Origin of the sequence: Allobosea sp. WAO (assembly GCF_001509835.1) — a bacterium.
In the GTDB taxonomy this organism is placed as follows: domain Bacteria; phylum Pseudomonadota; class Alphaproteobacteria; order Rhizobiales; family Beijerinckiaceae; genus Allobosea.
This window is the reverse complement of record NZ_JXTJ01000007.1, coordinates 326,752-350,140: the sequence shown is the minus strand read 5'-3', so window position 1 is coordinate 350,140 and position 23,389 is coordinate 326,752. Positions and strand designations below refer to the sequence as shown.

25 protein-coding genes and 1 tRNA gene are annotated in these 23,389 nt (G+C 67.1%); 21 read left to right on the top strand and 5 right to left on the bottom strand.

Going from position 1 to position 23,389, the window contains the following annotated elements; genetic code table 11:
- Positions 1-160: 160 nt before the first annotated feature.
- The 15 genes from DK26_RS14060 (at position 161) to phoB (ending at position 14,528) form a co-directional block, all read left to right on the top strand.
- Positions 161-514 (top strand): metalloregulator ArsR/SmtB family transcription factor, encoded by a 354-nt coding sequence (locus DK26_RS14060; RefSeq protein WP_066473366.1) that lies wholly within the window; start codon positions 161-163, stop codon positions 512-514.
- Positions 511-984, top strand: a complete 474-nt coding sequence (locus tag DK26_RS14055; protein WP_066473363.1) for an SRPBCC family protein — start codon at positions 511-513, stop codon at positions 982-984. The genes DK26_RS14060 and DK26_RS14055 overlap by 4 nt, the downstream gene beginning before the upstream one ends.
- A gap of 65 nt (positions 985-1,049) precedes the next feature.
- Positions 1,050-1,724, top strand: a complete 675-nt coding sequence (locus tag DK26_RS14050) for a glutathione S-transferase family protein (protein ID WP_066473361.1) — start codon at positions 1,050-1,052, stop codon at positions 1,722-1,724.
- Between the two features lie 39 nt (positions 1,725-1,763).
- Positions 1,764-2,237 (top strand): SRPBCC family protein, encoded by a 474-nt coding sequence (locus DK26_RS14045; RefSeq protein ID WP_066473359.1) that lies wholly within the window; start codon positions 1,764-1,766, stop codon positions 2,235-2,237.
- Between the two features lie 144 nt (positions 2,238-2,381).
- Complete coding sequence (locus DK26_RS14040) at positions 2,382-4,172, top strand: SbmA/BacA-like family transporter (protein ID WP_066473355.1); 1,791 nt, start codon at positions 2,382-2,384, stop codon at positions 4,170-4,172.
- An 81-nt stretch (positions 4,173-4,253) separates the two neighbouring features.
- Positions 4,254-4,820, top strand: coding sequence for a hypothetical protein (locus DK26_RS14035; protein ID WP_198162333.1), 567 nt, complete (start codon positions 4,254-4,256; stop codon positions 4,818-4,820).
- Positions 4,821-5,157: 337 nt separating this feature from the next.
- Complete coding sequence (locus DK26_RS14030) at positions 5,158-6,678, top strand: ABC-F family ATP-binding cassette domain-containing protein (RefSeq protein ID WP_066473353.1); 1,521 nt, start codon at positions 5,158-5,160, stop codon at positions 6,676-6,678.
- Between the two features lie 407 nt (positions 6,679-7,085).
- Complete coding sequence (locus DK26_RS14025; RefSeq protein ID WP_066473351.1) at positions 7,086-8,033, top strand: lysylphosphatidylglycerol synthase domain-containing protein; 948 nt, start codon at positions 7,086-7,088, stop codon at positions 8,031-8,033.
- A gap of 94 nt (positions 8,034-8,127) precedes the next feature.
- Positions 8,128-9,177, top strand: a complete 1,050-nt coding sequence (locus DK26_RS14020; RefSeq protein ID WP_066473348.1) for an ATP-binding protein — start codon at positions 8,128-8,130, stop codon at positions 9,175-9,177.
- A 108-nt stretch (positions 9,178-9,285) separates the two neighbouring features.
- A complete protein-coding gene (gene pstS, locus DK26_RS14015) occupies positions 9,286-10,311 on the top strand; it encodes a phosphate ABC transporter substrate-binding protein PstS (RefSeq protein ID WP_066473338.1) in 1,026 nt (341 codons plus the stop codon).
- 77 nt (positions 10,312-10,388) lie between these two features.
- Positions 10,389-11,357 (top strand): phosphate ABC transporter permease subunit PstC, encoded by a 969-nt coding sequence (gene pstC, locus DK26_RS14010; protein WP_066473336.1) that lies wholly within the window; start codon positions 10,389-10,391, stop codon positions 11,355-11,357.
- A 14-nt stretch (positions 11,358-11,371) separates the two neighbouring features.
- Positions 11,372-12,205, top strand: coding sequence for a phosphate ABC transporter permease PstA (gene pstA / locus DK26_RS14005; protein WP_083533225.1), 834 nt, complete (start codon positions 11,372-11,374; stop codon positions 12,203-12,205).
- Positions 12,206-12,229: 24 nt separating this feature from the next.
- Positions 12,230-13,036 (top strand): phosphate ABC transporter ATP-binding protein PstB, encoded by an 807-nt coding sequence (pstB, locus tag DK26_RS14000; RefSeq protein WP_066473334.1) that lies wholly within the window; start codon positions 12,230-12,232, stop codon positions 13,034-13,036.
- Between the two features lie 41 nt (positions 13,037-13,077).
- The gene (gene phoU / locus DK26_RS13995; RefSeq protein ID WP_066473331.1) at positions 13,078-13,800 is read left to right on the top strand and encodes a phosphate signaling complex protein PhoU; all 723 of its coding nucleotides are present in this window, start codon (positions 13,078-13,080) and stop codon (positions 13,798-13,800) included.
- Between the two features lie 29 nt (positions 13,801-13,829).
- Positions 13,830-14,528 (top strand): phosphate regulon transcriptional regulator PhoB, encoded by a 699-nt coding sequence (gene phoB, locus DK26_RS13990; RefSeq protein WP_066473329.1) that lies wholly within the window; start codon positions 13,830-13,832, stop codon positions 14,526-14,528.
- Between the two features lie 139 nt (positions 14,529-14,667).
- Here the strand turns inward: phoB and DK26_RS13985 are convergent, their stop codons facing one another.
- From DK26_RS13985 to DK26_RS13980, 3 genes are all read right to left on the bottom strand, one after another.
- Positions 14,668-14,988, bottom strand: a complete 321-nt coding sequence (locus DK26_RS13985) for a YnfA family protein (RefSeq protein WP_066473327.1) — start codon at positions 14,986-14,988, stop codon at positions 14,668-14,670.
- Positions 14,985-15,110, bottom strand: coding sequence for a hypothetical protein (locus tag DK26_RS29865; protein WP_282568037.1), 126 nt, complete (start codon positions 15,108-15,110; stop codon positions 14,985-14,987). The genes DK26_RS13985 and DK26_RS29865 overlap by 4 nt, the downstream gene beginning before the upstream one ends.
- A gap of 72 nt (positions 15,111-15,182) precedes the next feature.
- A complete protein-coding gene (locus DK26_RS13980) occupies positions 15,183-15,734 on the bottom strand; it encodes a GcrA family cell cycle regulator (RefSeq protein WP_066473833.1) in 552 nt (183 codons plus the stop codon).
- Between the two features lie 540 nt (positions 15,735-16,274).
- Between DK26_RS13980 and DK26_RS13975 the strand changes: the two genes are divergently transcribed.
- The 3 genes from DK26_RS13975 to DK26_RS13965 are packed head-to-tail and all read left to right on the top strand — an operon-like array spanning position 16,275 to position 19,431.
- Positions 16,275-17,495, top strand: coding sequence for an aspartate aminotransferase family protein (locus tag DK26_RS13975; RefSeq protein WP_066473318.1), 1,221 nt, complete (start codon positions 16,275-16,277; stop codon positions 17,493-17,495).
- Positions 17,496-17,497: 2 nt separating this feature from the next.
- Positions 17,498-18,427 carry an ornithine carbamoyltransferase gene (gene argF / locus DK26_RS13970; protein WP_083533224.1) on the top strand — a complete coding sequence of 310 codons (930 nt, stop codon included), beginning with the start codon at positions 17,498-17,500 and terminating at the stop codon, positions 18,425-18,427.
- Entirely contained in the window at positions 18,427-19,431 is a 1,005-nt protein-coding gene (locus DK26_RS13965; protein WP_066473830.1) for an Hsp33 family molecular chaperone, read from the top strand. The genes argF and DK26_RS13965 overlap by 1 nt, the downstream gene beginning before the upstream one ends.
- 108 nt (positions 19,432-19,539) lie before the next feature.
- Here DK26_RS13965 and argE read toward each other — a convergent pair whose 3' ends face one another.
- Positions 19,540-20,670: an acetylornithine deacetylase gene (gene argE, locus DK26_RS13960; protein ID WP_066473827.1), complete on the bottom strand. Its 1,131-nt coding sequence runs from the start codon at positions 20,668-20,670 to the stop codon at positions 19,540-19,542.
- A 44-nt stretch (positions 20,671-20,714) separates the two neighbouring features.
- The gene (gene apaG / locus DK26_RS13955; protein WP_066473313.1) at positions 20,715-21,107 is read right to left on the bottom strand and encodes a Co2+/Mg2+ efflux protein ApaG; all 393 of its coding nucleotides are present in this window, start codon (positions 21,105-21,107) and stop codon (positions 20,715-20,717) included.
- Between the two features lie 215 nt (positions 21,108-21,322).
- Between apaG and DK26_RS13950 the strand changes: the two genes are divergently transcribed.
- The 3 genes from DK26_RS13950 (at position 21,323) to DK26_RS13940 (ending at position 23,367) form a co-directional block, all read left to right on the top strand.
- A complete protein-coding gene (locus DK26_RS13950) occupies positions 21,323-22,495 on the top strand; it encodes a 2'-deoxycytidine 5'-triphosphate deaminase (RefSeq protein ID WP_248309965.1) in 1,173 nt (390 codons plus the stop codon).
- Positions 22,496-22,874: 379 nt separating this feature from the next.
- Positions 22,875-23,180 (top strand): hypothetical protein, encoded by a 306-nt coding sequence (locus DK26_RS13945; RefSeq protein ID WP_066473310.1) that lies wholly within the window; start codon positions 22,875-22,877, stop codon positions 23,178-23,180.
- 112 nt (positions 23,181-23,292) lie between these two features.
- Positions 23,293-23,367, top strand: a tRNA-Gly gene (locus DK26_RS13940).
- Positions 23,368-23,389 lie beyond the last annotated feature (22 nt).

The window sequence follows — 23,389 nt, the reverse complement described above, 5'->3', positions numbered from 1 at the left end:
TGAAATGGCGCACGCAGGGTAAGGGAGCGTGCCGGGACTCATAGCCGCTCGCAGCACTCGGAGGCAATGCGCCGGATGTCGCGCCGTGCTTCCGGCAGGAAACTTTAGCAGGCGCTAAAGTTTCTCTGGACAGCCTGCTCGAGCCGAGATACTTAAGCGCATGCTTCACCAACCAGACCAGCTCGATCTGATGTTCCAGGCCCTGGCGGATCCGAACCGCCGGCAGATGGTGCAGAGGCTCAGCGAGGGGCCGGCCAGCGTCAGCGAGCTCGCCGCTCCCTTGCAGATGACGCTGTCGGCCGTGGTCCAGCACCTCGCCGTGCTCGAAGGCGCCGGGCTGGTGCGTTCCCAGAAGATCGGGCGGGTCCGCAATTGCCAGCTGGAGACGCAGGCCCTGCGGGCGGCCGAGCGCTGGATCAGCGAGCGCCGCACGCTCTGGGAGCGGCGCTTCGACAGGCTCGGCGCCTTTCTCGCCGAGCAGGGCACGGAAACCGAGGAAGGGAACGGCACATGACGGAGCGATCGGTCGTCCATGCCAGCTTTGCGATCGAGCGTCGCTATGATGCGAGCCCTGCCCGCGTCTTCGCCGCCTTCGCTGATCCCGTCGCCAAAAGGCGCTGGTCGGCCTGCCATGACGAGGGTGGTCTCGGCCAGCACCAGCTCGATTTCCGTGAGGGCGGCAGCGAGACCATGCGCGGCGCGCCGGGGCCGGGCGGCGTCTACGCAATGAACGCGACCTTCCAGGAGATCCTGACGGACGAGCGCATCGTCTACAGCTACGAATTGCTGCGCGACGATGTGCGCCTGTCGGTCTCGCTGGCGACGATCGAGTTCCGGCGCGAGGGCGCCGGCACGCGCCTCCTCTTCACCGAGCAGGCGGCCTTTCTCGACGGGCACGACAAGCCCGATTGGCGCGAGCAGGGCACGGGCACCGGCTTCGACCGACTCGCCGATTATCTCGCGCTGGAGCAGGCGCCCGCCTGAACAGCCGTCCTATCGACCAAGTCCTTTCAACCCGCTCCCTTCTCGGAAAGCAGGAACGCGAAGCCATGTCCCTGACGCTCTTTTTCCATCCGCTCTCCGGCTTCTGCCAGAAGGTGCTGGTGGCGCTCTATGAGAACGAAACGCCGTTCACGCCGCATCTCGTCAATCTCGGCGATCCCGACGAGCGGGCCGATTTCCTGAAGCTCTGGCCGCTCGGCAAGTTCCCGCTGCTGCGCGACGATCGGCTCGGCAAGCTCGTGCCGGAGACCAGCCTGATCATCGAGCATCTCGCCCTGCATTACCCCGGCCCGGTTACGCTTCTGCCGGAAAACCCTGTCGCGGCGCTCGAGATCCGTCGGCTCGACCGGCTCTTTGATCTCTACGTCGCCATTCCCATGCAAAAGGTGGTGCTCGACCGGCTCCGGCCGGAGGAGAGCCGGGACGCTGTCGGCGTCGCCGAGGCCAAGGCGACGCTTGCCTCCACCTATGACGTGCTGGAAGCCGAGATCGGTGGGCGGCAATGGGCATTGGGCGAGGCTTTCAGCATGGCCGACTGCGCGGCCGCGCCGGCCCTGTTCTATGCCGAGCGCGCTTTGTCCTTCCGCGACAGCCATCCGCGCCTCTGGGCCTATTTCGAGCGCCTGCGCACGCGCCCCTCCTATGCCCGCGCCCTCGCCGAAGCCGAACCATTCTTCGAATTCTTCCCGCGTCGCGAGGGCGATGCCGGGCTTAGCCGCTGATCTCTGACAACCAACCGTGCAGTGAAAAGGAAAACGCTCATGAGCAGGACTCCCGTCACCCATGCGAGCTTCACCATCGAGCGTAGCTATGCCGCGTCGCCCGCCAAGGTCTTTGCCGCCTTCGCCGATCCAGCGATCAAGCGGCGCTGGTTCGCCGAGGGCGAGGGTTGGACGGTCGAGCAGTTCGACGTCGATTTCCGCGTCGGCGGCTTCGAGCGTAGCCGTTTCCGCTACCAGGGCGGCCCGCCGATCACCAATGAATCGGTCTATCAGGTGATCCAGCCGAACGAGCGCATCATCCTCGCCTATGCGATGGCGATCGACGGTGTGCCGCTTTCCGGCTCGCTGCTGACCATGGAGTATCTGCCCGAGGGCAGCGGTACGAAGCTCGTCTTCACCGAGCAGGGCGCCTATCTCGACGGCAAGGACGGCCCGGTCCATCGCGAGGAAGGCTCGCGCGAGCTGCTGGAGAGCCTGGCGCGGATCCTCGGCGAGGAAGCGAAGGCGGCCTGAAGGCTCCCGCCCGACGCCGTTCGCGCTTTCATTCAGCCACAGTTCATCCCCGGCTGACTAAGCGGCATCATGGGCGCGGCCTGAACTGGGAAAACCTGGCAGGCCGCCGCCCGCGATGTCGCGATCCGGGGGGATCAGAAGGTTGTGCTGAAGGCGCTCGACCAGCATGCCAGGGACGCCGGCCTGCCATCGGACTGGCAGGTCGCGAAGAGCTTTGCCCGGCTGACCGGCGGCTTCTGGGGTGGCGCCAACGCCGGCAAGGCCTGGTTCTGGTCGATCTCGCTGGCGAGCGCGATCATCCTCGCCGTCTTCGCCAATGTCACCGTCAACCGCTGGAATGGCTGGTTCTTCGACGCGCTCGAGAAAAAAGACGGCGAAAGCGCGCTGATCGCCATGGCGGTCTTCCCCGTGCTGGTGCTGATCGCTGCCGGCCTCGGCGTCGTCATCCTGGTTTCACGGGAAACATTCCAGGTCCATTGGCGCGCCTGGGTCACGGCAAGGCTCGCCGATGGCTGGATCGGCGAGCGCCGTTTCTACCGGCTCGGCCTCTCCGGCTACGAGCCGGCCAATCCCGAATACCGCATCGCCGACGATGTCCGCTGGGCGACCGAGCCGGTGGTCGACTTCGCCATCGGCCTGCTCTCGGCGGTGATCACCGCGATCACCTTCATCGGCATCCTCTGGAGCATCGGCGGCTCGCTGACCGTCTCGGCCGGGGGCACGACCTTCGAGATTCCCGCCTATATGGTGCTGGCGGCGATCGTCTATGCCGTGCTGGTCTCCAGCCTGATCACCTGGGTCGGCCGGCCGCTGCCGCGCCTGATCGCCGCCCGCAACGAGGGCGAGGCGCGCCTGCGCTTCTCGCTGATGCGCATCCGCGACCATGGCGAAACCATCGCGTTGTCGCGCTCCGAGACCGGGGAGCGCCGCGCCGTCGCCGCGACCTATGACAATCTCGTCGGGCGCTGGCTCGCCATGATCCGCCAGCGCGGCCGCTTGACCTGGATCACCAATGGCAGCGGCGCGCTGGTCCCGGTGGTGCCGCTCCTGCTAGCCGCCCCAAAATATCTCTCCGGCGAGATGTCGCTCGGCGATGTCGTCCAGGTCGCCGCCGCCTTTGTCGCCGTCCAAAATGCTTTCAACTGGGTGCTCGACAATTTCATGCGCATCGCCGAATGGCTCGCCTCGGCGCGGCGGGTCAACGAGCTCGCGGTCGCGCTCGGCGCACTCGATCATGGCCATTCCGGCGGCGAGATCGCGGTCGAGACCAGCGCCGATGGTTGCCTGCGGCTGGGTGATCTCACTCTCACCGACCGCGATGGGCGGACCCTTCTGGCCGATTTCGCGGTCGAACTGCCGCCGGGCGCGACGCTGCATGTCGCGGGCGAGCTCGGCCATGGCAAGGCGGCGCTGATCCAGGCGGTCGCCGGGCTCTGGCCCTGGGGCAGGGGCAGCGTCGCGCTGCCGGCCGAGGCGCGGCTCGCGGTGCTGCCGCAGAAACTGCATCTCTCGGAAGGCAGCCTGCGCGCCGCGCTCGATCCTGCCGGCGACCATAGTGTCGAGGCGGCCAAGGAAGCGCTGCGCAGCTACGGGCTTTCCGGCCTCGTGCCGCAGATCGACCAGCCGCGCGACTGGGACAAGGCGCTGACCACCGGCGATCGGCAGCGCCTGGCCTTGGCGCGGGCCGAACTCGCCAATCCCGACATCCTCGTGCTCGACGAGGCGACCAGCGGGCTGGAGACCGAGGCGGCGCTGGAACTGCTGGCGCATATCAGGGCGACGCGCCCGCAGGCGATCATGCTGCTGATCGGCCAGAGCCCGGGCTTCGCCGAGGTCTCCTGCCGCCATCTCACCATGCGCCGTGCCGGCGGCGTCGCCCGCATCGTCGCCGAGCCGGCGCGTCCAGTCGTCCTGGCCGAGGCCGGCGGCGGCTGACGATCTCCAACCAACCTTGCATTCAGCCGGCGTTCAGCCTCGCCCGGCGCTTCTTTCCCCCAGCCTTCACGGAGTTTTGCCATGCAGATGCACATCTGGGACGTCTATTGGGGCCTGCGGGTCGAGCAGTGCCCCTGCGACGTGCACTTCGTCGAATGGCTCGAGGAAGAGGGCATCACCGGCAAGCGGATCTATCATTTCGGCACCGGCGGCCATCATTACATCGGCATCCGCTGCGCCGAGCCGGAACTGGATTGCACCGTGCTCGGGATCACCGCCTCGCCGAAGGAATATGACGCCTTCGTCAAGCTGGCGATCGACAACCCGACGATCACCAAGAGCTACAGTGCCTATTTCGGCGACATCTACACCAGCAATGCCAAGCTGCTGCCGCGCTTCGACATCGTCACCCTGTTCCATTCCTGCGAGTTCCGCAGCGAGAAGAACGACGCCTATGGTGCGTTGACCGATCTCGAGGTCATGCAGCTCTTCACCGACCAGACCGATGCCGGCGGCCATATCCTGTTCTACACCGGCTCCTTCGCCTATGAGACGGCCAAGCCGATAATCGAGGAATGGGCGAAGTCGCGTCCCGTCGAGGAAATCGGTGAGTTCAAGACGCTCCGGATCTTCCGCAAGACCGCGTGAGGCTTGTCGCTTTCGTCGAACGGCGCTAATTCCCTTGCGTCGACCCACACGAGAAAGGAGGGCTGCGTGATCACGTTCTTTCGTCACCATCGTCAGCGCGGCCCCGTTCAGGCCCTGCAAGGCTAGCTTGCAGGGCTGACCTCAGAGGCGATCCCTTTCGGTTCTCTTTTCGGTCTGCCCTTCGTGGTGGCGCATGCGTCCGGCCTCATGGCTCGGATGATCTGCGCCCTGTTCCACTCAATCGAGCCGACGCCGTTCCGGCGTTTCGCATTCGAGGCATGGGGCGCCGGGGCGCGCCCCGTCGGATGACGGCTCGGGCAGTCCAGAGACCTGAACCATGACCATGATCAATCTGCGGAAGCTCGGCATCACGCTGGGCGCGCCGCTGTTCTCCGACCTCTCCCTTGCGATCGGCCCGGGCGACCGGCTCGGCCTCGTCGCCGCCAACGGCCGCGGCAAGTCGACCCTGCTGCGCTGCCTTGCCGGCACGGCCGAACCCGGCAGTGGCGAGATCACCCGCTCGCGCGGCCTGCGCATCGGCCATGTCGAGCAGGATATCCCGCCACGGCTTGCGGAATTGCCGTTCCGGGAGCTGGTGCTCGGCGCGCTGCCGGCGGACCAGGCCCAGAGCGAGCACTGGCGCGTCGAGGTCGCGCTCGATTCCCTCGGCGTGCCCGAAGCGCTGCGCCAGCGCCGGCTTCGGGAATTGAGCGGAGGCTGGCAGCGGCTTGCCATGCTCGCCCGCGCCAGCGTGGCAGAGCCGGATCTCCTGCTGCTCGACGAGCCGACCAACCATCTCGACCTTGAAAGGATCGGCGAGCTCGAGACTTGGCTGGCCGCTTTGCCGCGCGACATGGCCGTGGTCGTCGCCAGCCACGACCGCGCCTTCCTCGACGCCGTCAGCAACCGGACGCTGTTCCTGCGCCATGAGCGGTCGCAATCCTTCCCGCTGCCCTATTCGCAGGCCCGCATCGCCCTCGACGAGATCGACGCCGCCGATGCGCGCCGCTATCAGCGCGACATCAAGACCGCCCAGCAATTGCGGCGTCAGGCCGCCAAGCTCAACAATATCGGCATCAATTCCGGCAGCGACCTCCTGCTCGGCAAGACCAAGCAGCTCAGGCAGCGGGCCGGGATGCTGGAGGAGGCGGCCCGGCCGGCGCATCGCGAGCGCTCGGCCGGCGCGATCAGGCTCAGCCATGCCGGCACGCATGCGCGCGCCCTGCTGACACTCGAGGACCTTCCCGTCACGACGCCGGACGGAACCCTGCTGTTCAGGACGGGCAAGCGCTGGATCTGCCCCGGCGACCGCATCGTGCTGCTCGGCGCCAACGGCGCCGGCAAGTCGTGTCTGATCAACCTGATCCAGGCGGCGATCGCCGGGCAGGAGATTACTGGCGTCAGGGCGACGCCCTCGCTGGTCCCTGGCTTCGCCAGCCAGCAGCTGAGCGAGTATCCCGATGGCGAGACGCCGCATCGACTGATCAGCCGCCGCTTCGATGTCGGCGACCAGCCGGCACGCAGCCTGCTCGCCGGCGCCGGCATCGCGATCGACCTGCAGGAGAGCCCGATCCGGGTGCTGTCGGGTGGCCAGAAGGCGCGCCTCGCCATGCTGGCGCTGCGCCTCGCCCGGCCGAACTTCTATCTGCTCGACGAGCCGACCAACCATCTCGACATCGAAGGCCAGGAGGCGCTCGAAGCCGAGCTCACCGCGCAGGAAACCTGCTGCCTCCTGGTCTCGCATGACCGCAGCTTCGTCCGGGCGGTCGGCAACCGCTTCTGGCAGATCGAGAACCGGCGCCTGCTCGAGGTCGAGGGGCCGGAAGCCTTTTTCGCCCGGGCGGCCGGGCAGGGTTAGTCTTGGTGCTCCTTGTCTTGGTTCGGAAACGGACGTCATCCTGGGCGAGCGAAGCGCAGCCCGGGATCCATCGTAGAGCGCAGCGCCCGACGATGGATCCCGGAGCTGCGCGGCTGCGCCGCTTGTCCAGGATGACGAGCGTTCCGGCATATTGGTAGAGAGCCCGGCTGGGTGCCGCGGGTCCGTTCCGGGCTGTCACCGGACCGTCGCAAAGGGCGGTCCGGTAGCCCTGCGCGGGCCTCATGGCGCGCATTCGCCGCGCGGCTCGCGCTTGTGGTTCGCCGCCGAGGCGCTATCTCTCGGGTCCGGGCGGTCCCGCCCTCCCGCCTGCAATCCGCCTTGCCCGCCGAGACCCGGGCAGCAACACGACAAGAGCCCGCATGTCTTTCGGCCCGCACGAGCCAGGAATGCCGCTGCGCAAGCGCAGCCGCTGGTGGTGGCTCGGCCCGCTCGCCAGCGCTATCATCTTCCTGGCCTCGCTGGTCGTGCTCTACTTCATCGTCCGCGAGATCGAGCCCGGCGAGCTCGCCAAGGCCTTCGCCAATGCCAGCCTCCGGCAGCTTTCGCTGGCGCTGGCCTTCACCGCGCTGAGCTATCTCCTGCTCACCGGCTATGACGCGCTCGCCTTGCGCCGACTCGGCCTGTCGATCCCGTACCGCACCACCGCGCTCGGCTCCTTCACCAGTTACTCGGTCTCCTTCACGCTCGGCTTCCCGATCGTCACCGGCGGTACGGTGCGCTACTGGGTCTATGCCGCCAAGGGTGTGCGCGCCTCCGAGGTCGCGAGCCTGACCGTGATCGCCGGCCTGACCTTCTGGCTCGGGCTCGGCATGATCTTCTGCCTCAGCCTGTTCTACGCGACGGATTCGGTCGCGCAGCTGGCGCGCACCTCGCCTTTGGTGATCCAGGCGATCGGTGCCGTCACTGGCGTCGTCATCGTCGGCTATCTCTTCTGGGTCGCGACCGGCGAGCGCACCTTGCGGGTGCGCGGCTGGAACCTGCCTCTGCCCGGCCTCGGCGTGACGCTGGGCCAGATGCTGCTCGGTGCCTGCGAGGTCTCGGCCGCCGCGGCCGTGCTCTTCGTCCTGCTGCCGGGCGGGCACAACCTGCCCTATGAGAGCTTCCTCGCCGCATATATCTTCGCCTGCCTGATCGGCATCGCCAGCCACGCGCCGGGCGGGCTCGGCGTCTTCGAGGCGACGATGCTGATCGCCCTCAGCCGCCTGCCCTTCGAGCATGTGCTCGGGGCTTTGCTGCTGTTCCGGATCATCTACTACATCCTGCCCTTCATCCTGGCGCTGGTGCTGCTGGCGCTGAATGAGATGGGCCGGCGCATCCGGCGGCACGAGCGCTGAAGGGCCTCGTGACGGCAGTGTGAACACCATTCACTTTTGCTTTGCGTCCTACTCTGGGAGGGCGCGGCAGCAGTAGCCTCGCGGCGAGACAGGCATGCACGATCTGGTCGACCCCCTTGCTCCCGTCACCGCCGCCTTGATCGAGGCGGTCGGGGCCGCCGTGATCCTGCTCGACGAGCACGGAGCGATCCAGGCGCTGAGCCCGGTCGCGCGCTCGTTGATCGCCGGGCTCGAAATGGGCAAGCCGCTGGCGCTGGTGATGCGCGATCCCGATCTGATCGACGCCATCGAGCTGGTGTCGCGCCAAGGCGGCCGGCGAGCGATCGAGCTGATCGAGCGTGTTCCGATCGAGCGCACCTTCCGCATCCACATCGCCGCGCTGGCCGGCAGGGGTGAGCGCCGCGCGGTGCTGCTGACCTTCGAGGACCTCAGCGAGCAGCGTCTGACCGAGCGTATGCGCGTCGACTTCGTCGCCAATGCCAGCCATGAATTGCGCACGCCGCTCGCCTCGGTCCTCGGCTTTATCGAGACCCTGCAGGGGCCGGCCCGCAACGACGAGAAGGCTCGCGAGCGCTTCCTGCAGATCATGCGCCAGCAGGCCTTGCGCATGGCGCGCCTGGTCGATGACCTGCTCTCGCTCTCGCGCATCGAGCTCAAGGCCCATCTGGCGCCGCAGACCCCGGTCGCGCTCGGCGAGATCGCCCGGACGATCCTCGACGCGCTGGTCCTGATGGCGCGCGAGCGCGACGTCACGCTGGTGCTCGACCTGCCGCCGCAGCCCGTGGTCGTCGCCGGGGACCGCGACGAATTGCTGCGGCTGATGGAGAACCTCGTCGAGAACGCGATCAAGTACGGCCGGCCCGGCGGCAAGGTCGTGATCAGGATCGAGGGCGGCGCCGAGGCCTCGTTCAGCGTCCGCGACGACGGGCCCGGCATCGCCTCCGAGCACCTGCCGCGCCTGACCGAGCGCTTCTACCGTGTCGACAACGCCGCCAGCCGCGAGGCCGGCGGCACCGGGCTAGGCCTCGCCATCGTCAAGCACATCGTCCTGCGCCATCGCGGCCGGCTGACGATCGAGAGCGTCGTCGGCGAGGGCGCGACCTTCCGCGCGATCCTGCCGCTGCTGCCCGAGGCAAGCCGTTAACGCAATGTGACGGCTGCCGCTGCGGCTTGATGACGATCTGTCATCTGCCTGTCATATCGGCGGTGTTTTTGCGCGCCGCGACACCTTGCGACCCAGAGAGGATATCTCATGCGCAAACTTCTCATTCTCGCGGCCGCGGCTGTCGGGATCTCCGGCGCCGCCCAGGCTGCCGACATCACCGGCGCCGGCGCGACCTTCCCCTTCCCGATCTACGCCAAATGGGCCGAGGCCTATAAGAAGGAGACCAATATCGGTCTCAACTACCAGTCGATCGGCTCGGGTGGCGGCATCCGCCAGATCAAGGCCAAGACCGTCGCCTTCGGCGCCACCGACGCCCCGCTCAAGGGCGAGGACCTGACCAAGGACGGCCTGATCCAGTTCCCGACCGTGATGGGCGGCGTCGTTCCCGCGATCAACGTTCCCGGCATCGAGGCCGGCAAGCTGAAGCTGACCGGCCCGCTGATCGCCGAGATCTATCTCGGCACGATCAAGAAGTGGAACGATCCCAAGATCGCCGCTCTGAACCCCGGCCTGACCCTGCCCGAGGCCAATATCAGCCCGGTCTACCGCTCCGACGGCTCGGGCACGACCTTCGTCTGGACCGACTATCTCTCGCGCGTCTCGCCGGAGTGGAAGTCGAAGATCGGCACCAACACCGCCGTGCAGTGGCCGGTCGGCATCGGCGGCAAAGGCAATGAGGGCGTCTCCGCCTCGGTGAAGCAGGTCGCCAACTCGATCGGCTATGTCGAGTACGCCTATGCCAAGCAGAACAAGCTCGCCCATGCGCTCGTCCAGAACGCCGACGGCAACTTCCCGGCGCCGGACGACAAGTCCTTCCAGGCCGCTGCTGCCAACGCCAACTGGAACGAGGCTCCCGGCTTCGGCATCTCGCTGAACAACCAGAAGGGCGCGCAGGCCTGGCCGATCACCTCGGCCACCTTCCTGCTGATCCATGCCAAGCCGGAGAAGCCGGAAGAGACCCAGGCCGCGCTGAAGTTCGTCGACTGGGCCTATAAGAGCGGCGACAAGCTGGCGCTCGATCTCGACTACGTGCCGCTGCCGGCCAACGTCAAGGACCAGGTCCGCAACGCCTGGAAGGGCGTCACCGACCCGGCCGGCAAGCCGATCTTCTGATCGCCCTGCGACCACGTTAAAGGAAGGGGCCGGTTCCGGCCCCTTCGACCCGCCTGAAACCGACCGGAGTTCCTTCGATGGCTGCCGTGACTGACCAGATGGCATCGGGATTGCCCGCCATCCGCAGGACCCCGAAAGGCACCTTCGACCTTGTCTTCCGCAATGCCAGCTTCCTGGCGGCGCTCTTCGTGCTGGTCCTGCTCGCGGGCATCATCGGCGCCATGGTTGCCGGCGGCTGGCCGGCCTTCCGCGAATTCGGCTTCGGCTTCCTGACCTCGAGCGTCTGGGACACCCAGAACGAGCAGTACGGCGCCTTCCCCGCGATCGTCGGCACCTTGTCAACCGCGCTGATCGCCCTCGTCGTCGGCGTCCCGCTCTCGCTCGGCATCGCCGTCTTCCTGACCCAGCTCGCCCCGCCCTGGTTCAAGCGGCCGGTCTCGACCGCGATCGAGCTGCTCGCCGCCGTGCCCTCGATCATCTACGGCATGTGGGGGCTCTTCGTCTTCGTGCCGCTCTTTGCGGCCTATGTGCAGATCCCGCTCTCGAACATCGTCGAGGGCATGCCGATCGTCGGCACCGTCCTGTACTCGCGCTCGCCCTCGGGCCTCGGCATCCTGACCGCCGGCATCATCCTGGCGTTCATGATCATCCCGTTCATCGCCTCGATCACCCGCGACATGCTCGAGCAGATTCCCTCGGTGCTGCGCGAAAGCGCCTACGGCATCGGGGCGACGACCTGGGAGGTCGTCCGCCATGTGCTCGTGCCGCAGGCCGGCGTCTCGATCATCGGCGCGATCATGCTCGGCCTCGGCCGCGCGCTCGGCGAGACCATGGCTGTGACCTTCGTAGTCGGCAACGCCAACCGGCTCTCGGCCTCGGTCATGGACCCCGGCTCGACCATCGCCTCGCGCATCGCCAACGAGTTCAACGAGGCGCTCGGCCTGCAGCTTCATGCGCTGATCGCGCTCGGCTGCATCCTGTTCTTCGTCACCTTCGTCGTCCTCGTCATCGCGCGCATCCTGGTCGCGCGCGTCAAGTCGTTCTGAGGGAAGCGCGAGCCATGAACCTGACGCCTCCTTCCGCCTCCGCCGCGCCTGCGATGGTGATGACCCCCGAAGGCCCGTGGGGCCGCGTGCGCCCGGCGCGCCGCAATGCCGACCGGCTGATGAAGATCATCGCCACGGCGTTCACCCTCGTCGCCATCACCGTGCTGTTCTGGATCCTCGGCATGCTGGTGGTGAAGGGCATTGGCGGCCTCTCGGCCGGCACCTTCACGCAGATCACGCCCGGCCCCGGAACCGAGGGCGGCGGCCTCGCCGGTACCTATCTCGCCGAATACGGCCGGGGCTCGAAGCTCGCCAACCTGATCCGCTTCATCAACGACATCCTGCTCTCGGCGCCCTCGATCCTGATCGGCCTGTTCGTCTACGTCATCCTGGTCGAGCCCTTCCGCGGCTATTCCGGCTGGGCTGGTGGCGTCGCGCTCGGCATCATCGCGATCCCGGTCATCGTGCGCACCACCGAGGACATGCTGCGCCTCGTCCCGGCGCCGCTGCGCGAGGCCGGCTCGGCGCTCGGCGCCCCACCTTCCGTGGTCATCACCGCGATCACCTGGCGGGCCGCGAAGTCCGGCATGGTCACCGGCATCCTCCTGGCGCTGGCGCGCATCGCCGGCGAGACCGCGCCGCTGCTCTTCACCGCGCTGAACAACAATTTCTGGTTCTCGCCGACGCTGGTCGGCGGCGTCTCCAACCTGCCCGTGACGATCTATCAGTTCGCCTCGGCCCCTTACGAGAACTGGCAGCAGCTCGCCTGGGCCGGTTCGCTGATCATCACCGTCTCGATCCTTTTGCTCTCGCTTATCGCCCGGCGCATCGTGCGCGGCGGCAAGTGAGCACCACGTCCGATCGGAAGGAACATGTCGATGCTCTCGACCCTGGAACTCAGCCCGCAGGTCCTCGACGCCCAGGCGCCGATCCGGATCGCGGTGAAGAATCTCGATTTCTACTATGGCGAGCACAAGGCGCTGAAGAACGTCAATCTCAGCTTCCGTGACCGCCACGTCACCGCGCTGATCGGCCCCTCCGGCTGCGGCAAGTCGACCTTGCTGCGCATCTTCAACCGGATCTACTCGCTCTATCCGGAGCAGCGCGCCACCGGCGAGGTCCTGCTCGACGGCCGCAACGTCATCTCCAACGATGTCGACGTCAACGAGCTGCGCTCGCGCATCGGCATGGTCTTCCAGAAGCCGACGCCGTTCCCGATGTCGATCTACGACAATGTCGCCTTCGGCATCCGCCTCTACGAGAAGCCGCCGAAGTCGGAGCTCGACGACCGCGTCGAGGGCGCGCTGCGCCGCTCCGCGCTCTGGGACGAGGTCAAGGACAAGCTGAAGAGCTCCGGCATGGGCCTCTCGGGCGGCCAGCAGCAGCGCCTCTGCATCGCCCGTACCATCGCGCAGAAGCCCGAGGTGATCCTGTTCGACGAGCCGACCTCGGCGCTCGACCCGATCTCGACCGGCAAGATCGAGGACCTGCTCGAGCAGCTGAAGACCGATTTCACCATCGTCATCGTCACCCACAACATGCAGCAGGCGGCGCGCGTCTCGCAGTACACCGCCTTCATGTATCTCGGCGAGGTCGTCGAATTCGACGCGACCAACACCATCTTCATGAACCCCAACAAGAAGCAGACGCAGGACTACGTCACCGGCCGCTTCGGCTGACGCCTGCAAGTCCGCTCGCTCCCGCCACAGGATCCGCCCCGATGTCCGATCATATCGTCCGTTCCTATGATGCCGACCTCGAAGGGCTGCGCCGCAGCCTGGCCGAGATGGGCGGCATGTCCGAGCGCATGCTCGGCGATTCCACCGTGGCGCTGGTGCGCCGCGACACCGCGCTGGCCCAGAAGGTCATCACCGCCGACCAGCGGCTCGACAATCTCCAGCGCGACGTCGAGGAGAAGGCGGTGCTGACCATCGCCCGCCGCCAGCCGCTCGCCAACGACCTGCGCGAGCTGATCTCGGCGATCCGCATCGCCGCCGACATCGAGCGCGTCGGCGACCTCGCCAAGAACATCGCCAAGCGCGCGGTCGCGATCTCAGGCCAGTTCTCGCCGCCGCACCGCGCCGTGGTCGGGCTCGAGCACATGAGCCGGCTGGTCCAGGCTCAGCTCAAGGACGTACTCGACGCCTATGCCGCCAGCAACGAACAGAAGGCGATGGAGGTCTGGCGCCGCGACGACGAGATCGACGCGCTCTACACCTCGCTGTTCCGCGAGCTCCTAACGTATATGATGGAAGATCCGCGCAACATCACCTTCTGCACGCATCTTCTGTTCTGCGCCAAGAACGTCGAGCGCATCGGCGACCACACCACCAACATCGCCGAAACGATCCATTACCTAATCACCGGCCAGTCGGTGGAGGAGAGCCGTCCCAAGCTCGACACCACCAACATCCTGGTCGACCTGCCCGCAGCCAATGGCTGAGCGGACGGGCGCCTGAGCGGAGGCCGGACATGCCTGCACGCATCCTGATCGTCGAGGACGAGGAGCCGCTGACCCTGCTGCTCCGCTACAATCTCGAAGCCGAGGGCTTCGAGGTCGACAGTGTCGCGCGTGGCGACGATGCCGAGCTGCACCTGCGCGATCACACCCCCGATCTCGTCCTGCTCGACTGGATGCTGCCCGGTCTTTCCGGCATCGAGCTCTGCCGGCGCCTGCGGGCCCGTCGTGATACCGAACGCGTGCCGATCATCATGCTGACGGCGCGCGGCGAGGAGACCGAGCGCGTGCGCGGCCTCGCCACCGGCGCCGACGACTATGTCGTCAAGCCGTTCTCGTTGCCGGAGCTGATCGCCCGCATCCAGGCGTTGCTACGCCGGGTCAAGCCCGGCCATGTCGTCGGCATGCTGACCGCCGGCGATCTCGAACTCGACCGCACGACGCGGCGGGTTCGCCGCGCCGGTGCCGAGCTGCATCTCGGTCCGACCGAGTTCCGCCTGCTCGAATTCCTGATGCAGGCCCCCGGCCGGGTCTATTCGCGGGCCCAGCTGCTCGACGCCGTCTGGGGTCGCGACGTCTATATCGATGAGCGCACTGTCGACGTGCATGTCGGGCGCCTGCGCAAGGCGATCACCCCAGACGACGCCAAGGACCCGCTGCGCACCGTGCGCGGCGCCGGCTACGCCTTCGACGAGACGTTCGCCCGGGGCTGAGCGCTGAGTCTGCCCTCATCCTGAGGAGCCGCGAAGCGGCGTTTCGAAGGATGGTCCAGGAGGCTCCAGAACCAGCTAGAACATCCTTCGAGACGCGATTTGTGATCGCTCCTCAGGATGAGGGCTGAAGGTTCGACGCTCAACGCGGCGCGGCGACGATCACCGCCGCGCCGGCGAGGCAGAGGGCCGCGCCCGCGAGATCGAAGCGGTCCGGCGGCACTTTCTCGACCAGCCACATCCAGGCCAGCGACGCGACGATGTAGATTCCGCCATAAGCGGCGAAGGCACGCCCGGCGGCGGCGCTGTCGATCAGCGTCAGCAGCCAGGCGAAGAGCGCCAGCGCCACCAGCCCCGGCAGCAGCCACCAGACCGACTTGCCGAGCTTGAGCCAGGCCCAGAACGTAAAGCAGCCCGCGATCTCTGCCAACGCCGCGCCAAGATAGATCGCAAAGCTGGTCATGGCGCTTCCGCGAAATTGGCCGCGAGGCGGGTAAGGACCGAGCGGTAGGCCTCCGAGGCGAGCGGCGAGAGCTTTTCGGCGCTGACATACTCGACGGGCGCGGGGCATTCAGTGGCGCGCATCAGCGTCTCTCCACCAATGGAAAAGCCGGCCCGAGGGCCGGCTCCCAATCGTCTGCGCTGGGGCTCGCCGGATCAGGCGCGCACCTTGCGGTCGCGCCGGCGGTCGGTGGCCGGCTGGTAGGCGATGCGGGCGTGATAGCCGCAATAGGGCATGCCGGTCAGCGAGCGGCCGCCGCAGAAGCGGAATTCCGGCGAGGTCGGGTCGCCCATCGGCCAGCGGCACATGTATTCGCGCAGGTCCATGATGGTGACGCGCTCGGAGAACGGGATCACAACCTCTTCGGCCGGGGCTGCCGGGACGTGCTCTGCTTCCGGCTCCGCCTCGATCTCCGGGACGAATTGCGGGGCGAGCGCGGTGTTGCCGCGGGTCATGCCGCCGCCGCCCGCAGCCGGGCTCGCCATCGGATGGGCCGGCGGACGGGTCGTGGGCTTGCGCGGGCGCGGCGCGGCCGAGCCAGGATTCTTGGCGCGGCCCGAAAGGCCGAGACGGTGGACCTTGCCGATGACAGCATTGCGGGTGACGTTGCCGAGCTCGCCGGCGATCTGGCTGGCGCTCAGTCCGTCATTCCAGAGCTTCTTGAGCAGTTCGACGCGTTCGTCGGTCCAGGCTCCAGCTTCGCTCATCGATTTCACCTGTCTTCGTCATGCCTTGCCGATAGCGGGCGAGGCATAGGGAAAGATCATGGCGGAATCCGATATCGGCAGCGTCCGTCGGAGAACGGAAACCGCTACGCTCGGAACTGACGATACTGGAGACGCCGCACGAGATGTCGTATCTGACAAAGGGGACCATACAAGATGGCTTGACTCGCCCACAAGAGTCGCCGAATCGGAAATCGGCTTTTCCCCAGACAAACCTTCGATCCCGCAGCCGGGTGAGTCTATTTGGCAACGCTGCGGGGCCGGGCCGGAATTGACAGTGCCGGACCGCTTTTGCATAGTCTTCTCAATGCGGCCGCCCTTGGGGCGGCGCTTATGTTTTGAGCGATCCGGACTTTCGAGCGATGCGGCTGACGGCGCGACGAGAAAACGGGAAAGGCCTGCGACGATAACGTCGCCGCGGGGTCGCATCGTGCTGGCAGATTGCCGCCGCGCCCCGAACTACCGCTTCACACCCCGGCGCCCTGCGCTTTCCGTTACGTTCCGTCGCGAGGACCTCGCTCCATGAGCTCCGCTTCCGTTTCCGCCAATTCCTCCGTTCTGCTGCCGACCTATGCGCGCGCGCCCGTCGCTTTCGAGCGCGGCGAAGGCGCCTGGGCGATCACTGCCGATGGCCAGCGCTATCTCGATTTCGGCGCCGGCATCGCCGTCAACGCGCTCGGCCACGCCCATCCGCATCTGGTCAAGGCGCTGACCGAGCAGGCCCAGCGCATCTGGCACACCTCCAACCTCTACACGATGCCCGATGGCGAGAAGCTCGCCCGCCGGCTCTGCGAGGCGACCTTCGCCGAACGCGTCTTCTTCACCAATTCGGGCGCCGAGGCGAACGAGTGCGCGATCAAGATGGCGCGCAAATATCATGCGGCGCAGGGCCATCCCGAGCGCTACCGCATCATCACCTTCGAGGGCGCCTTCCATGGCCGCACGCTGGCGACCATCGCCGCCGGCGGCCAGCAGAAGTACATCGACGGCTTCGGCCCCAAGGTCGATGGCTTCGACCAGGTGCCCTTCGATGACGAGAAGGCGCTGCGGGCGGCGATCACGCCCGAGACGGCCGCGCTGATGATCGAGCCGATCCAGGGCGAGGGCGGCCTGCGCTCGGTGCCGATGCGCTTCCTCAAGCTGCTGCGCGAGCTCTGCGATGAGCACGGCCTGCTCCTGATCTTCGACGAGATCCAGACCGGCGTCGGCCGCACCGGCAAGTTCTTCGCCTATGAGCATAACGGCGTCGCGCCCGATATCATGGCGATCGCCAAGGGCATTGGCGGCGGCTTCCCGATGGGCGCCTGCCTCGCCACCGAGGCGGCCGCTTCCGGCATGGTGCTCGGTACGCACGGCACAACCTTCGGCGGCAACCCGCTGGCGATGGCGGTCGGCAATGCCGTGCTCGACGTCATCCTCGAGCCCGGTTTCATCGAGCGCGTCGCGCAGATCAGCTTGCGGCTGAAGCAGTCGCTAGCCGAGCTCAAGGACAAGCATCCCGACGTGATCGAGGAGATTCGCGGCCAGGGCCTGATGCTCGGCCTGAAGCTGCGCACCCCGAACACCGATTTCGTCGCCGAGGCGCGCGCCGCCGGCCTGCTCGTCGTCGCGGCCGGCGACAATGTCGTGCGCCTGCTGCCGCCGCTGATCATCGGCGATGCAGAGGTTGGCGAGGCGCTCGCGCGGCTCGACGCGGCGGCCAGCGCCGTCGAGGCGACGCTCGCCCGGCCGGCGGCGGAATGAGCATGGGGACCCCAGTGCGTCACTTTCTCGATCTCTCGGATTTTTCTGCCGGGGAACTCCGGGCCATTCTCAAGGCCGGCGAGGAGATCAAGACCCGCCGGCGTACCCCCGCCGCGGCCGGCGACCGCCTGCTCGAAGGCAAGGTCATCGCGATGATCTTCGAGCAGCCCTCGCTGCGTACCCGCGTCTCCTTCGATGTCGGCATCCGCGAACTCGGCGGCTCGCCGATGATGGTGACCGGCCAGGAGATCGAGCTCGGCGAGCGCGAGACCATCGCCGATACGGCGCGGGTGCTGTCGCGCTATGTCGATGCGATCATGATCCGCATGCTCGACCATGATTCCGTGGTCGAGATGGCGAAATACGCCACGGTTCCGGTGATCAACGGCCTGACCAAGCGCCAGCATCCCTGCCAGGTCATGGCCGATGTCATGACCTTCGAGGAGCGCAAGGGGCCGATCAAGGGCAAGCGCATCGCCTGGACCGGCGATACCAACAATGTCCTGACCTCCTGGGTGCATGCCGCCGGCCGGCTCGATTTCGAGCTCGCCATCGCGACCCCGGAAGAGCTGGCGCCGCCGCCGGCGCTGATCGACTGGGCCCGCAAGCAGGGCGCGAAACTCTCCCTGACGACGCGGCCGGAGGCCGCCGTCGAGGGCGCCGATTGCGTCATCACCGATTGCTGGGTCTCGATGGGCGACGAGGAAGGCACGCGCCACAACCTGCTGCGTCCCTTCCAGGTCGACGAGCGCCTGCTCGGCCGCGCCGAGAAGGACGCGATCTTCATGCACTGCCTGCCGGCATCGCGTGGTGAGGAAGTCACCGACGCGGTGATGGACGGGCCGCAATCGGCGGTGTTCGACGAGGCCGAGAACCGGCTGCATGCGCAGAAGGGCATCCTGGCCTGGTGCTTCGGCGCGGTGGCGGCCTGATGGCGGAGAACGATCCGATCGGCGCCCCGGCGCCCGACGACAGGGTCCTGCCCTTCGCGGTGCCGGCGCTCGACATTCGCGGCCGCGTCGTCAGGCTCGGTGCCTCGCTCGACCAGATCCTCGAGCGCCATCACTATCCCGAGCCCGTCGCCCGCGTCCTCGGCGAGGCGGCGGCGCTGACCGTGATGCTCGGCACGACGCTCAAGTCCGAAGGCCGTTTCCAGCTCCAGACCAAGAGCGACGGGCCGATCTCGATGCTGGTCGTCGACTTCAATGCACCCGACAGCTACCGCGCCATGGCGCATTACGATGCCGACCGCCTGGCGCAGGCGATCGACGCCGATGCGCTCTCGACCGGCGAGCTGCTCGGCCGCGGCCATCTCGCCATGACCGTCGACCAGGGCTCGGAGGCGACGCGCTATCAGGGCGTGGTCGCCCTCGACGGCCAGAGCCTTGAAGAGGCCGGCCACCAGTATTTCCGCCAGTCCGAGCAGATCCCGAGCCGGATCCGCCTCGGCGTCGGCACGGTCTTGACCGGTGGCGGTCTCGCCTGGCGCGCCGGCGGGCTGATCGTGCAGTTCATGCCGAACTCGCCGGACCGGATGCGTGCCGCCGACCTGCACCCCGGTGATGCGCCGGAAGGGCATGAGATCCTGGCGAGCGAGGACAATGACGGCATCGCCGACGACGCCTGGGCCGAGACCCGCTCGCTGGTCGGCACGATCGAGGATCATGAATTGCTCGATCCGACGCTGGAGAGCGAGCGTCTGCTCTACCGGCTCTTCCACGAGCGCGGCGCCCATGTCTTCGAGCCGGTTCCGGTACACGATGCCTGCCGCTGCTCGCGCGAGCGCGTGCTCGGCATGCTCAGAGGCTTCCCGCCCGAGGATCGCAAGGCGATGATCGCCGATGACGGCTCGCTGGCCGTCACCTGCGAGTTCTGCTCACGGCGCTACGGTTTCGACCCGGCCGAGGTCGAGGCGGAGATTTCGGCGGGAGGGTGAACCGGGCGCGTCATGCTCGCCCTTGTGGCGAGCATCCACGTCTTGAACTCCGGCCTCAGACAGCAAAGACGTGGATGGTCGGGACAAGCCCGACCATGACGGTATTACTTACGCCAGGCACTGTTCCATCAGCCGCCGCATGAAGGCCTCGCCGGCGGAAAACTGTTCCAGCGTGATGTACTCGTCCGGCTGATGCGCCTGATCGATCGAGCCGGGCCCGCAGACCACGGTCGGCAGGCCGGCGCGCTGGAAATGGCCTGCCTCAGTGGCATAGGCCACGGCGATGGTACTGTTGCGACCGGCCAGCCGCATCGCCAGCGTCTCGGCCTCCGAGCCGGGATCGGGGGCGAGGCCGGGAACGTCCGAGCTCATCACGGTCTCGATCGCGGCGCTCGGCGCCGTCTTCTGCATCCGGGCGAGCACTTCCTGCGACAGGGCGGCGAAGCGGGTCGGCACCGCCTCGGGATCGGAGCCGGGCAGGGTGCGGACCTCCCAGGACAGATCGCAGCGATCGGCCAGGATGTTGCGGGCGATGCCGCCCTGGAACTTGCCGACATGGATCGTGTCATAGGGCGGGTCGAACCGCCCGCTCTCGTCGATCTGCGTCTCGCGCTCATCGGCGAGGCGGACGAGCTCGGCTGCCAGCCTCGTACCGGCATGCACGGCGCTGGCGCCGAGATGCGGCTTCGAGGAATGCGCGGCGAAGCCGGTGATCCCGGTGAAGAAGGTGCGGATGCCCTTATGCGCATCGGCGATGTCGAGCGATGTCGGCTCGCCGACGAAGACCGCACGCGGCCGCGGCAGGCTCCTGCCCATCTCGGCGATGCCGTCGACGACGCCGAGGCAGGTGACCTCCTCGTCATAGGAGAAGAATAGGTGAATCGGCGTCTTGAGCCCGGCCGCCAGGAAATCCGGCACGAGCGCAAGCGCTAGCGCGACGAAGCCCTTCATGTCGACGGCGCCGCGGCCATAGGCCCGGCCGTTCTCGACATGCAGCGTGAACGGGTCGCGCGACCAGGCCTGTCCCTCGACCGGCACCACATCGGTATGGCCGGAGAGCAGCACCCCGCCGCGATCCTGCGGGCCGATCGTCGCGAACAGCGCGGCCTTGTCGCCGGTGGCATTGGGGAAACGGGTCGAGGCGACGCCCCAGCCGGAAAGATAATCCTCGACGAAGTCGATCAGCGGCAGGTTGGATTTGTGGCTGACCGTGTCGAAGGCGACGAGCCGGGCGAGCATGTCGAGCGGCGCATAGCGCTGCCCGACGGGAGCGGGGGAGACGTTCAATGCAGGACCTTCTTCACGTAAGGTGAATCGAGTGGAAACAGCGGCACTTCGACCTCGAAGGCCGCGCCGTCTTCGCCGAGCATGGCGTAGGAGCCGCTCATGCTGCCGTCCGGCGTCATCAGCGGGCAGCCGGAGGTATAGCTGAAGCTCTCGCCGGGCTGCAGTACCGGCTGCTTGCCGACGACGCCCTCGCCACGGACTTCGTGGACCTCGCCGCGGCCATCGGTGATCACCCAGTGCCGCGTCATCAGCTGCATCGTGCGCTCGGAGAGGTTCACGATCTCGATCGTATAGGCCCAGAAATACCGGCCCTGCTCCGGCGTCGACTCGGCCTCCATGAATTTCGGCGAGACGGTGACCCGCACGCCATGGGTTTCGGCCTGGTACATGATCTGAGGCTCCGTGCCCGCAGGCGCGGTCTTCTCCCGCCGGATGTCGTTCAGCCGTTATGCCCCGGAGCCGGCTTCGGGCTCAAGCGCGAAGCTTGGGCAGGACCCTGCGCCAGCGCATTTCCGGCGTGGACAACTGGGGCGAAAATGGTCTCGCAGGCGCGAAGGCGTTGGGCTTGCTGTATGATCGCCGCCTGTTTAGAGGTTCTGGCCCAATGGTGACATCCTCCGACATGCCGACCGAGCTCGCGGAGCCGGCCTCCGCCTCGCTCAGCGGCAAGTCCGGCGTGCTGCCGCGCCAGGACATCCGGACCCTCGTTAGCCGCGGCATGGTGCGGTCAAGCTCGGGGACGATCGACGAGAGCCAGTACCAGCCGGCGAGCCTTGATTTGCGCCTCGGCGACAAGGCCTATCGCGTTCGCGCCAGCTTCCTGCCCGGGCTGAACAAGAGCGTAGAGCAGGTCCTCGAGGACCTCGCCCAGGACGAGGTCTCGCTCGAGCACGGCGCCATTCTCGAGAAGAACTGCGTCTATGTCGTCGAGCTGATGGAGTCGCTGGTCGACCTGCCGGCGACGATCTCCGCCTTCGCCAATCCGAAGAGCTCGACGGGCCGCCTTGACGTCTTCACGCGGCTGATCGCCGACCGCAGCGAGGTCTTCGACAGTGTCGCCGGCGGCTATTCCGGCAAGCTCTATGCCGAGATCTCGCCGTCGAGCTTCTCGATCAAGGTGCGCAAGGGCAGCCGGCTCAACCAGCTCCGCTTCCGCCGCCGCGGCGGGAGCCAGGAGGAGGCTTCGGGTTTTCGTGTCTCGGACCGGGACCTGCGCCTCGTCCATGAACGCACGCCGCTGGTCGACGGGCCGGCGACGATCCGCAACGGCCTCGTCTTCCGCATCCATCTCGCCGGCGCCGGCGACGACGAGATCATCGGCTACCAGGCCCAGCGCTTCACCGATGTCATCGATGTCGATCGCGTCGGCCAGTACGCCGTCGAGGATTTCTGGACGCCGCTCTACACCAGGGGCCGCAAGCGCCTGATCCTCGATCCCCACCAGTTTTACATCCTTGCCTCGAAGGAGCGCCTGCACATTCCGGCGGGCTTCGCCGCCGAGATGGCGCCGATCGACCCCAGCATGGGCGAGTTCCGGGTGCATTATGCCGGCTTCTTCGATCCCGGCTTCGGCGTCGGCGCCGATGGCGCGCCCGGCAGCCGCGGCGTGCTCGAAGTGCGCAGCCATGAGGTGCCTTTCGTCCTGGAGGACGGGCAGGTCGTCGGTCGCCTCGCCTTCGAGAAGATGGCGGCCGAGCCGGACGCGCTCTATGGCGAGATCGGCACCTCCAACTACCAGGGCCAGGCCCTGAAGCTCTCCAAGCACTTCCGCAGCTAGAGCATTTTCGAGCGAATTGGATGCCGGTTCGCGTGACGAAAATGCGAGGTGGAAGCCACTTTTCCGAGAAATTCGACGCTTCGACAAAGCGATAGATCGCCAGTTCGCGTCCGGTAGGACGCGGCGATCTGGGCCCAACTTGGCTGCGTTAATGCGCGGCCAGCCAATCGTTTGTTAGCTGCGAATCCCGATCGCTTGTCCAATCGGCAAGCATCCTTGCGACAAAATGGCGATTTCGTGTCAAATGGCGCCAAGGACCGGATGCGACGCCGGTCAACGATCGGCGGCGCGTTCTTGTCCGTGTCACCGGTGGGGCGCATTTGACGCCCATCCGCTCCATGGCTTTCGTGGCCATCTATTTGCAGAGGAAGGATTTTTCATGCGCGCGCTCATCATCGCCGGCGTCCTCGCGGCCGGTCTCGCCGGCTGCCAGACCGTCGAGCAATCGGCGGCGGAAGCCGATACCGTCTGCCTCGATGCCGGCCATCGTCCCGGCACGCGCGCCTTCGAGCGCTGCCGCAGCGACGTCTTCCAGAGCTTCCGCCGTTCCAACGCTCAGGCCAGCAATGCGGTGGCGGCCGGCGTCGTGGCGGGTGCGGTCGGTGGCGCGGTCATCGCGGCCTCGTCGCGCTCGCGCTATGGCTACTACGGCTATGGCCGCTGCGGCTACTACGGCTGCTGGTAGGCCCTTATCGGCGCCGCGCGGGGCGACTGCCGCGGCGTCGCTCGATTTCCTCGACAATCTTGCGCAGGCCGGCTTGCGGGGCCGGCCGCCACCCGGCTATATCGACGGGTACGCGGGCGTAGTTCAGTGGTAGAACGTCAGCTTCCCAAGCTGAATGTCGTCGGTTCGATCCCGATCGCCCGCTCCAATTTCCCTTTGAAGCTCAGCTT

Coding starts and splice junctions, on each gene's coding strand:
- DK26_RS14060 (WP_066473366.1), top strand. CDS start 161: ATGCTTCACCAACCAGACCAGCTCGATCTGATGTTCCAGGCCCTGGCG.
- DK26_RS14055 (WP_066473363.1), top strand. CDS start 511: ATGACGGAGCGATCGGTCGTCCATGCCAGCTTTGCGATCGAGCGTCGC.
- DK26_RS14050 (WP_066473361.1), top strand. CDS start 1,050: ATGTCCCTGACGCTCTTTTTCCATCCGCTCTCCGGCTTCTGCCAGAAG.
- DK26_RS14045 (WP_066473359.1), top strand. CDS start 1,764: ATGAGCAGGACTCCCGTCACCCATGCGAGCTTCACCATCGAGCGTAGC.
- DK26_RS14035 (WP_198162333.1), top strand. CDS start 4,254: ATGCAGATGCACATCTGGGACGTCTATTGGGGCCTGCGGGTCGAGCAG.
- DK26_RS14030 (WP_066473353.1), top strand. CDS start 5,158: ATGACCATGATCAATCTGCGGAAGCTCGGCATCACGCTGGGCGCGCCG.
- DK26_RS14025 (WP_066473351.1), top strand. CDS start 7,086: ATGCCGCTGCGCAAGCGCAGCCGCTGGTGGTGGCTCGGCCCGCTCGCC.
- DK26_RS14020 (WP_066473348.1), top strand. CDS start 8,128: ATGCACGATCTGGTCGACCCCCTTGCTCCCGTCACCGCCGCCTTGATC.
- pstS (WP_066473338.1), top strand. CDS start 9,286: ATGCGCAAACTTCTCATTCTCGCGGCCGCGGCTGTCGGGATCTCCGGC.
- pstC (WP_066473336.1), top strand. CDS start 10,389: ATGGCTGCCGTGACTGACCAGATGGCATCGGGATTGCCCGCCATCCGC.
- pstA (WP_083533225.1), top strand. CDS start 11,372: ATGAACCTGACGCCTCCTTCCGCCTCCGCCGCGCCTGCGATGGTGATG.
- pstB (WP_066473334.1), top strand. CDS start 12,230: ATGTCGATGCTCTCGACCCTGGAACTCAGCCCGCAGGTCCTCGACGCC.
- phoU (WP_066473331.1), top strand. CDS start 13,078: ATGTCCGATCATATCGTCCGTTCCTATGATGCCGACCTCGAAGGGCTG.
- phoB (WP_066473329.1), top strand. CDS start 13,830: ATGCCTGCACGCATCCTGATCGTCGAGGACGAGGAGCCGCTGACCCTG.
- DK26_RS13985 (WP_066473327.1), bottom strand. CDS start 14,988: ATGACCAGCTTTGCGATCTATCTTGGCGCGGCGTTGGCAGAGATCGCG.
- DK26_RS29865 (WP_282568037.1), bottom strand. CDS start 15,110: ATGCGCGCCACTGAATGCCCCGCGCCCGTCGAGTATGTCAGCGCCGAA.
- DK26_RS13980 (WP_066473833.1), bottom strand. CDS start 15,734: ATGAGCGAAGCTGGAGCCTGGACCGACGAACGCGTCGAACTGCTCAAG.
- DK26_RS13975 (WP_066473318.1), top strand. CDS start 16,275: ATGAGCTCCGCTTCCGTTTCCGCCAATTCCTCCGTTCTGCTGCCGACC.
- argF (WP_083533224.1), top strand. CDS start 17,498: ATGGGGACCCCAGTGCGTCACTTTCTCGATCTCTCGGATTTTTCTGCC.
- DK26_RS13965 (WP_066473830.1), top strand. CDS start 18,427: ATGGCGGAGAACGATCCGATCGGCGCCCCGGCGCCCGACGACAGGGTC.
- argE (WP_066473827.1), bottom strand. CDS start 20,670: ATGCTCGCCCGGCTCGTCGCCTTCGACACGGTCAGCCACAAATCCAAC.
- apaG (WP_066473313.1), bottom strand. CDS start 21,107: ATGTACCAGGCCGAAACCCATGGCGTGCGGGTCACCGTCTCGCCGAAA.
- DK26_RS13950 (WP_248309965.1), top strand. CDS start 21,323: ATGGTGACATCCTCCGACATGCCGACCGAGCTCGCGGAGCCGGCCTCC.
- DK26_RS13945 (WP_066473310.1), top strand. CDS start 22,875: ATGCGCGCGCTCATCATCGCCGGCGTCCTCGCGGCCGGTCTCGCCGGC.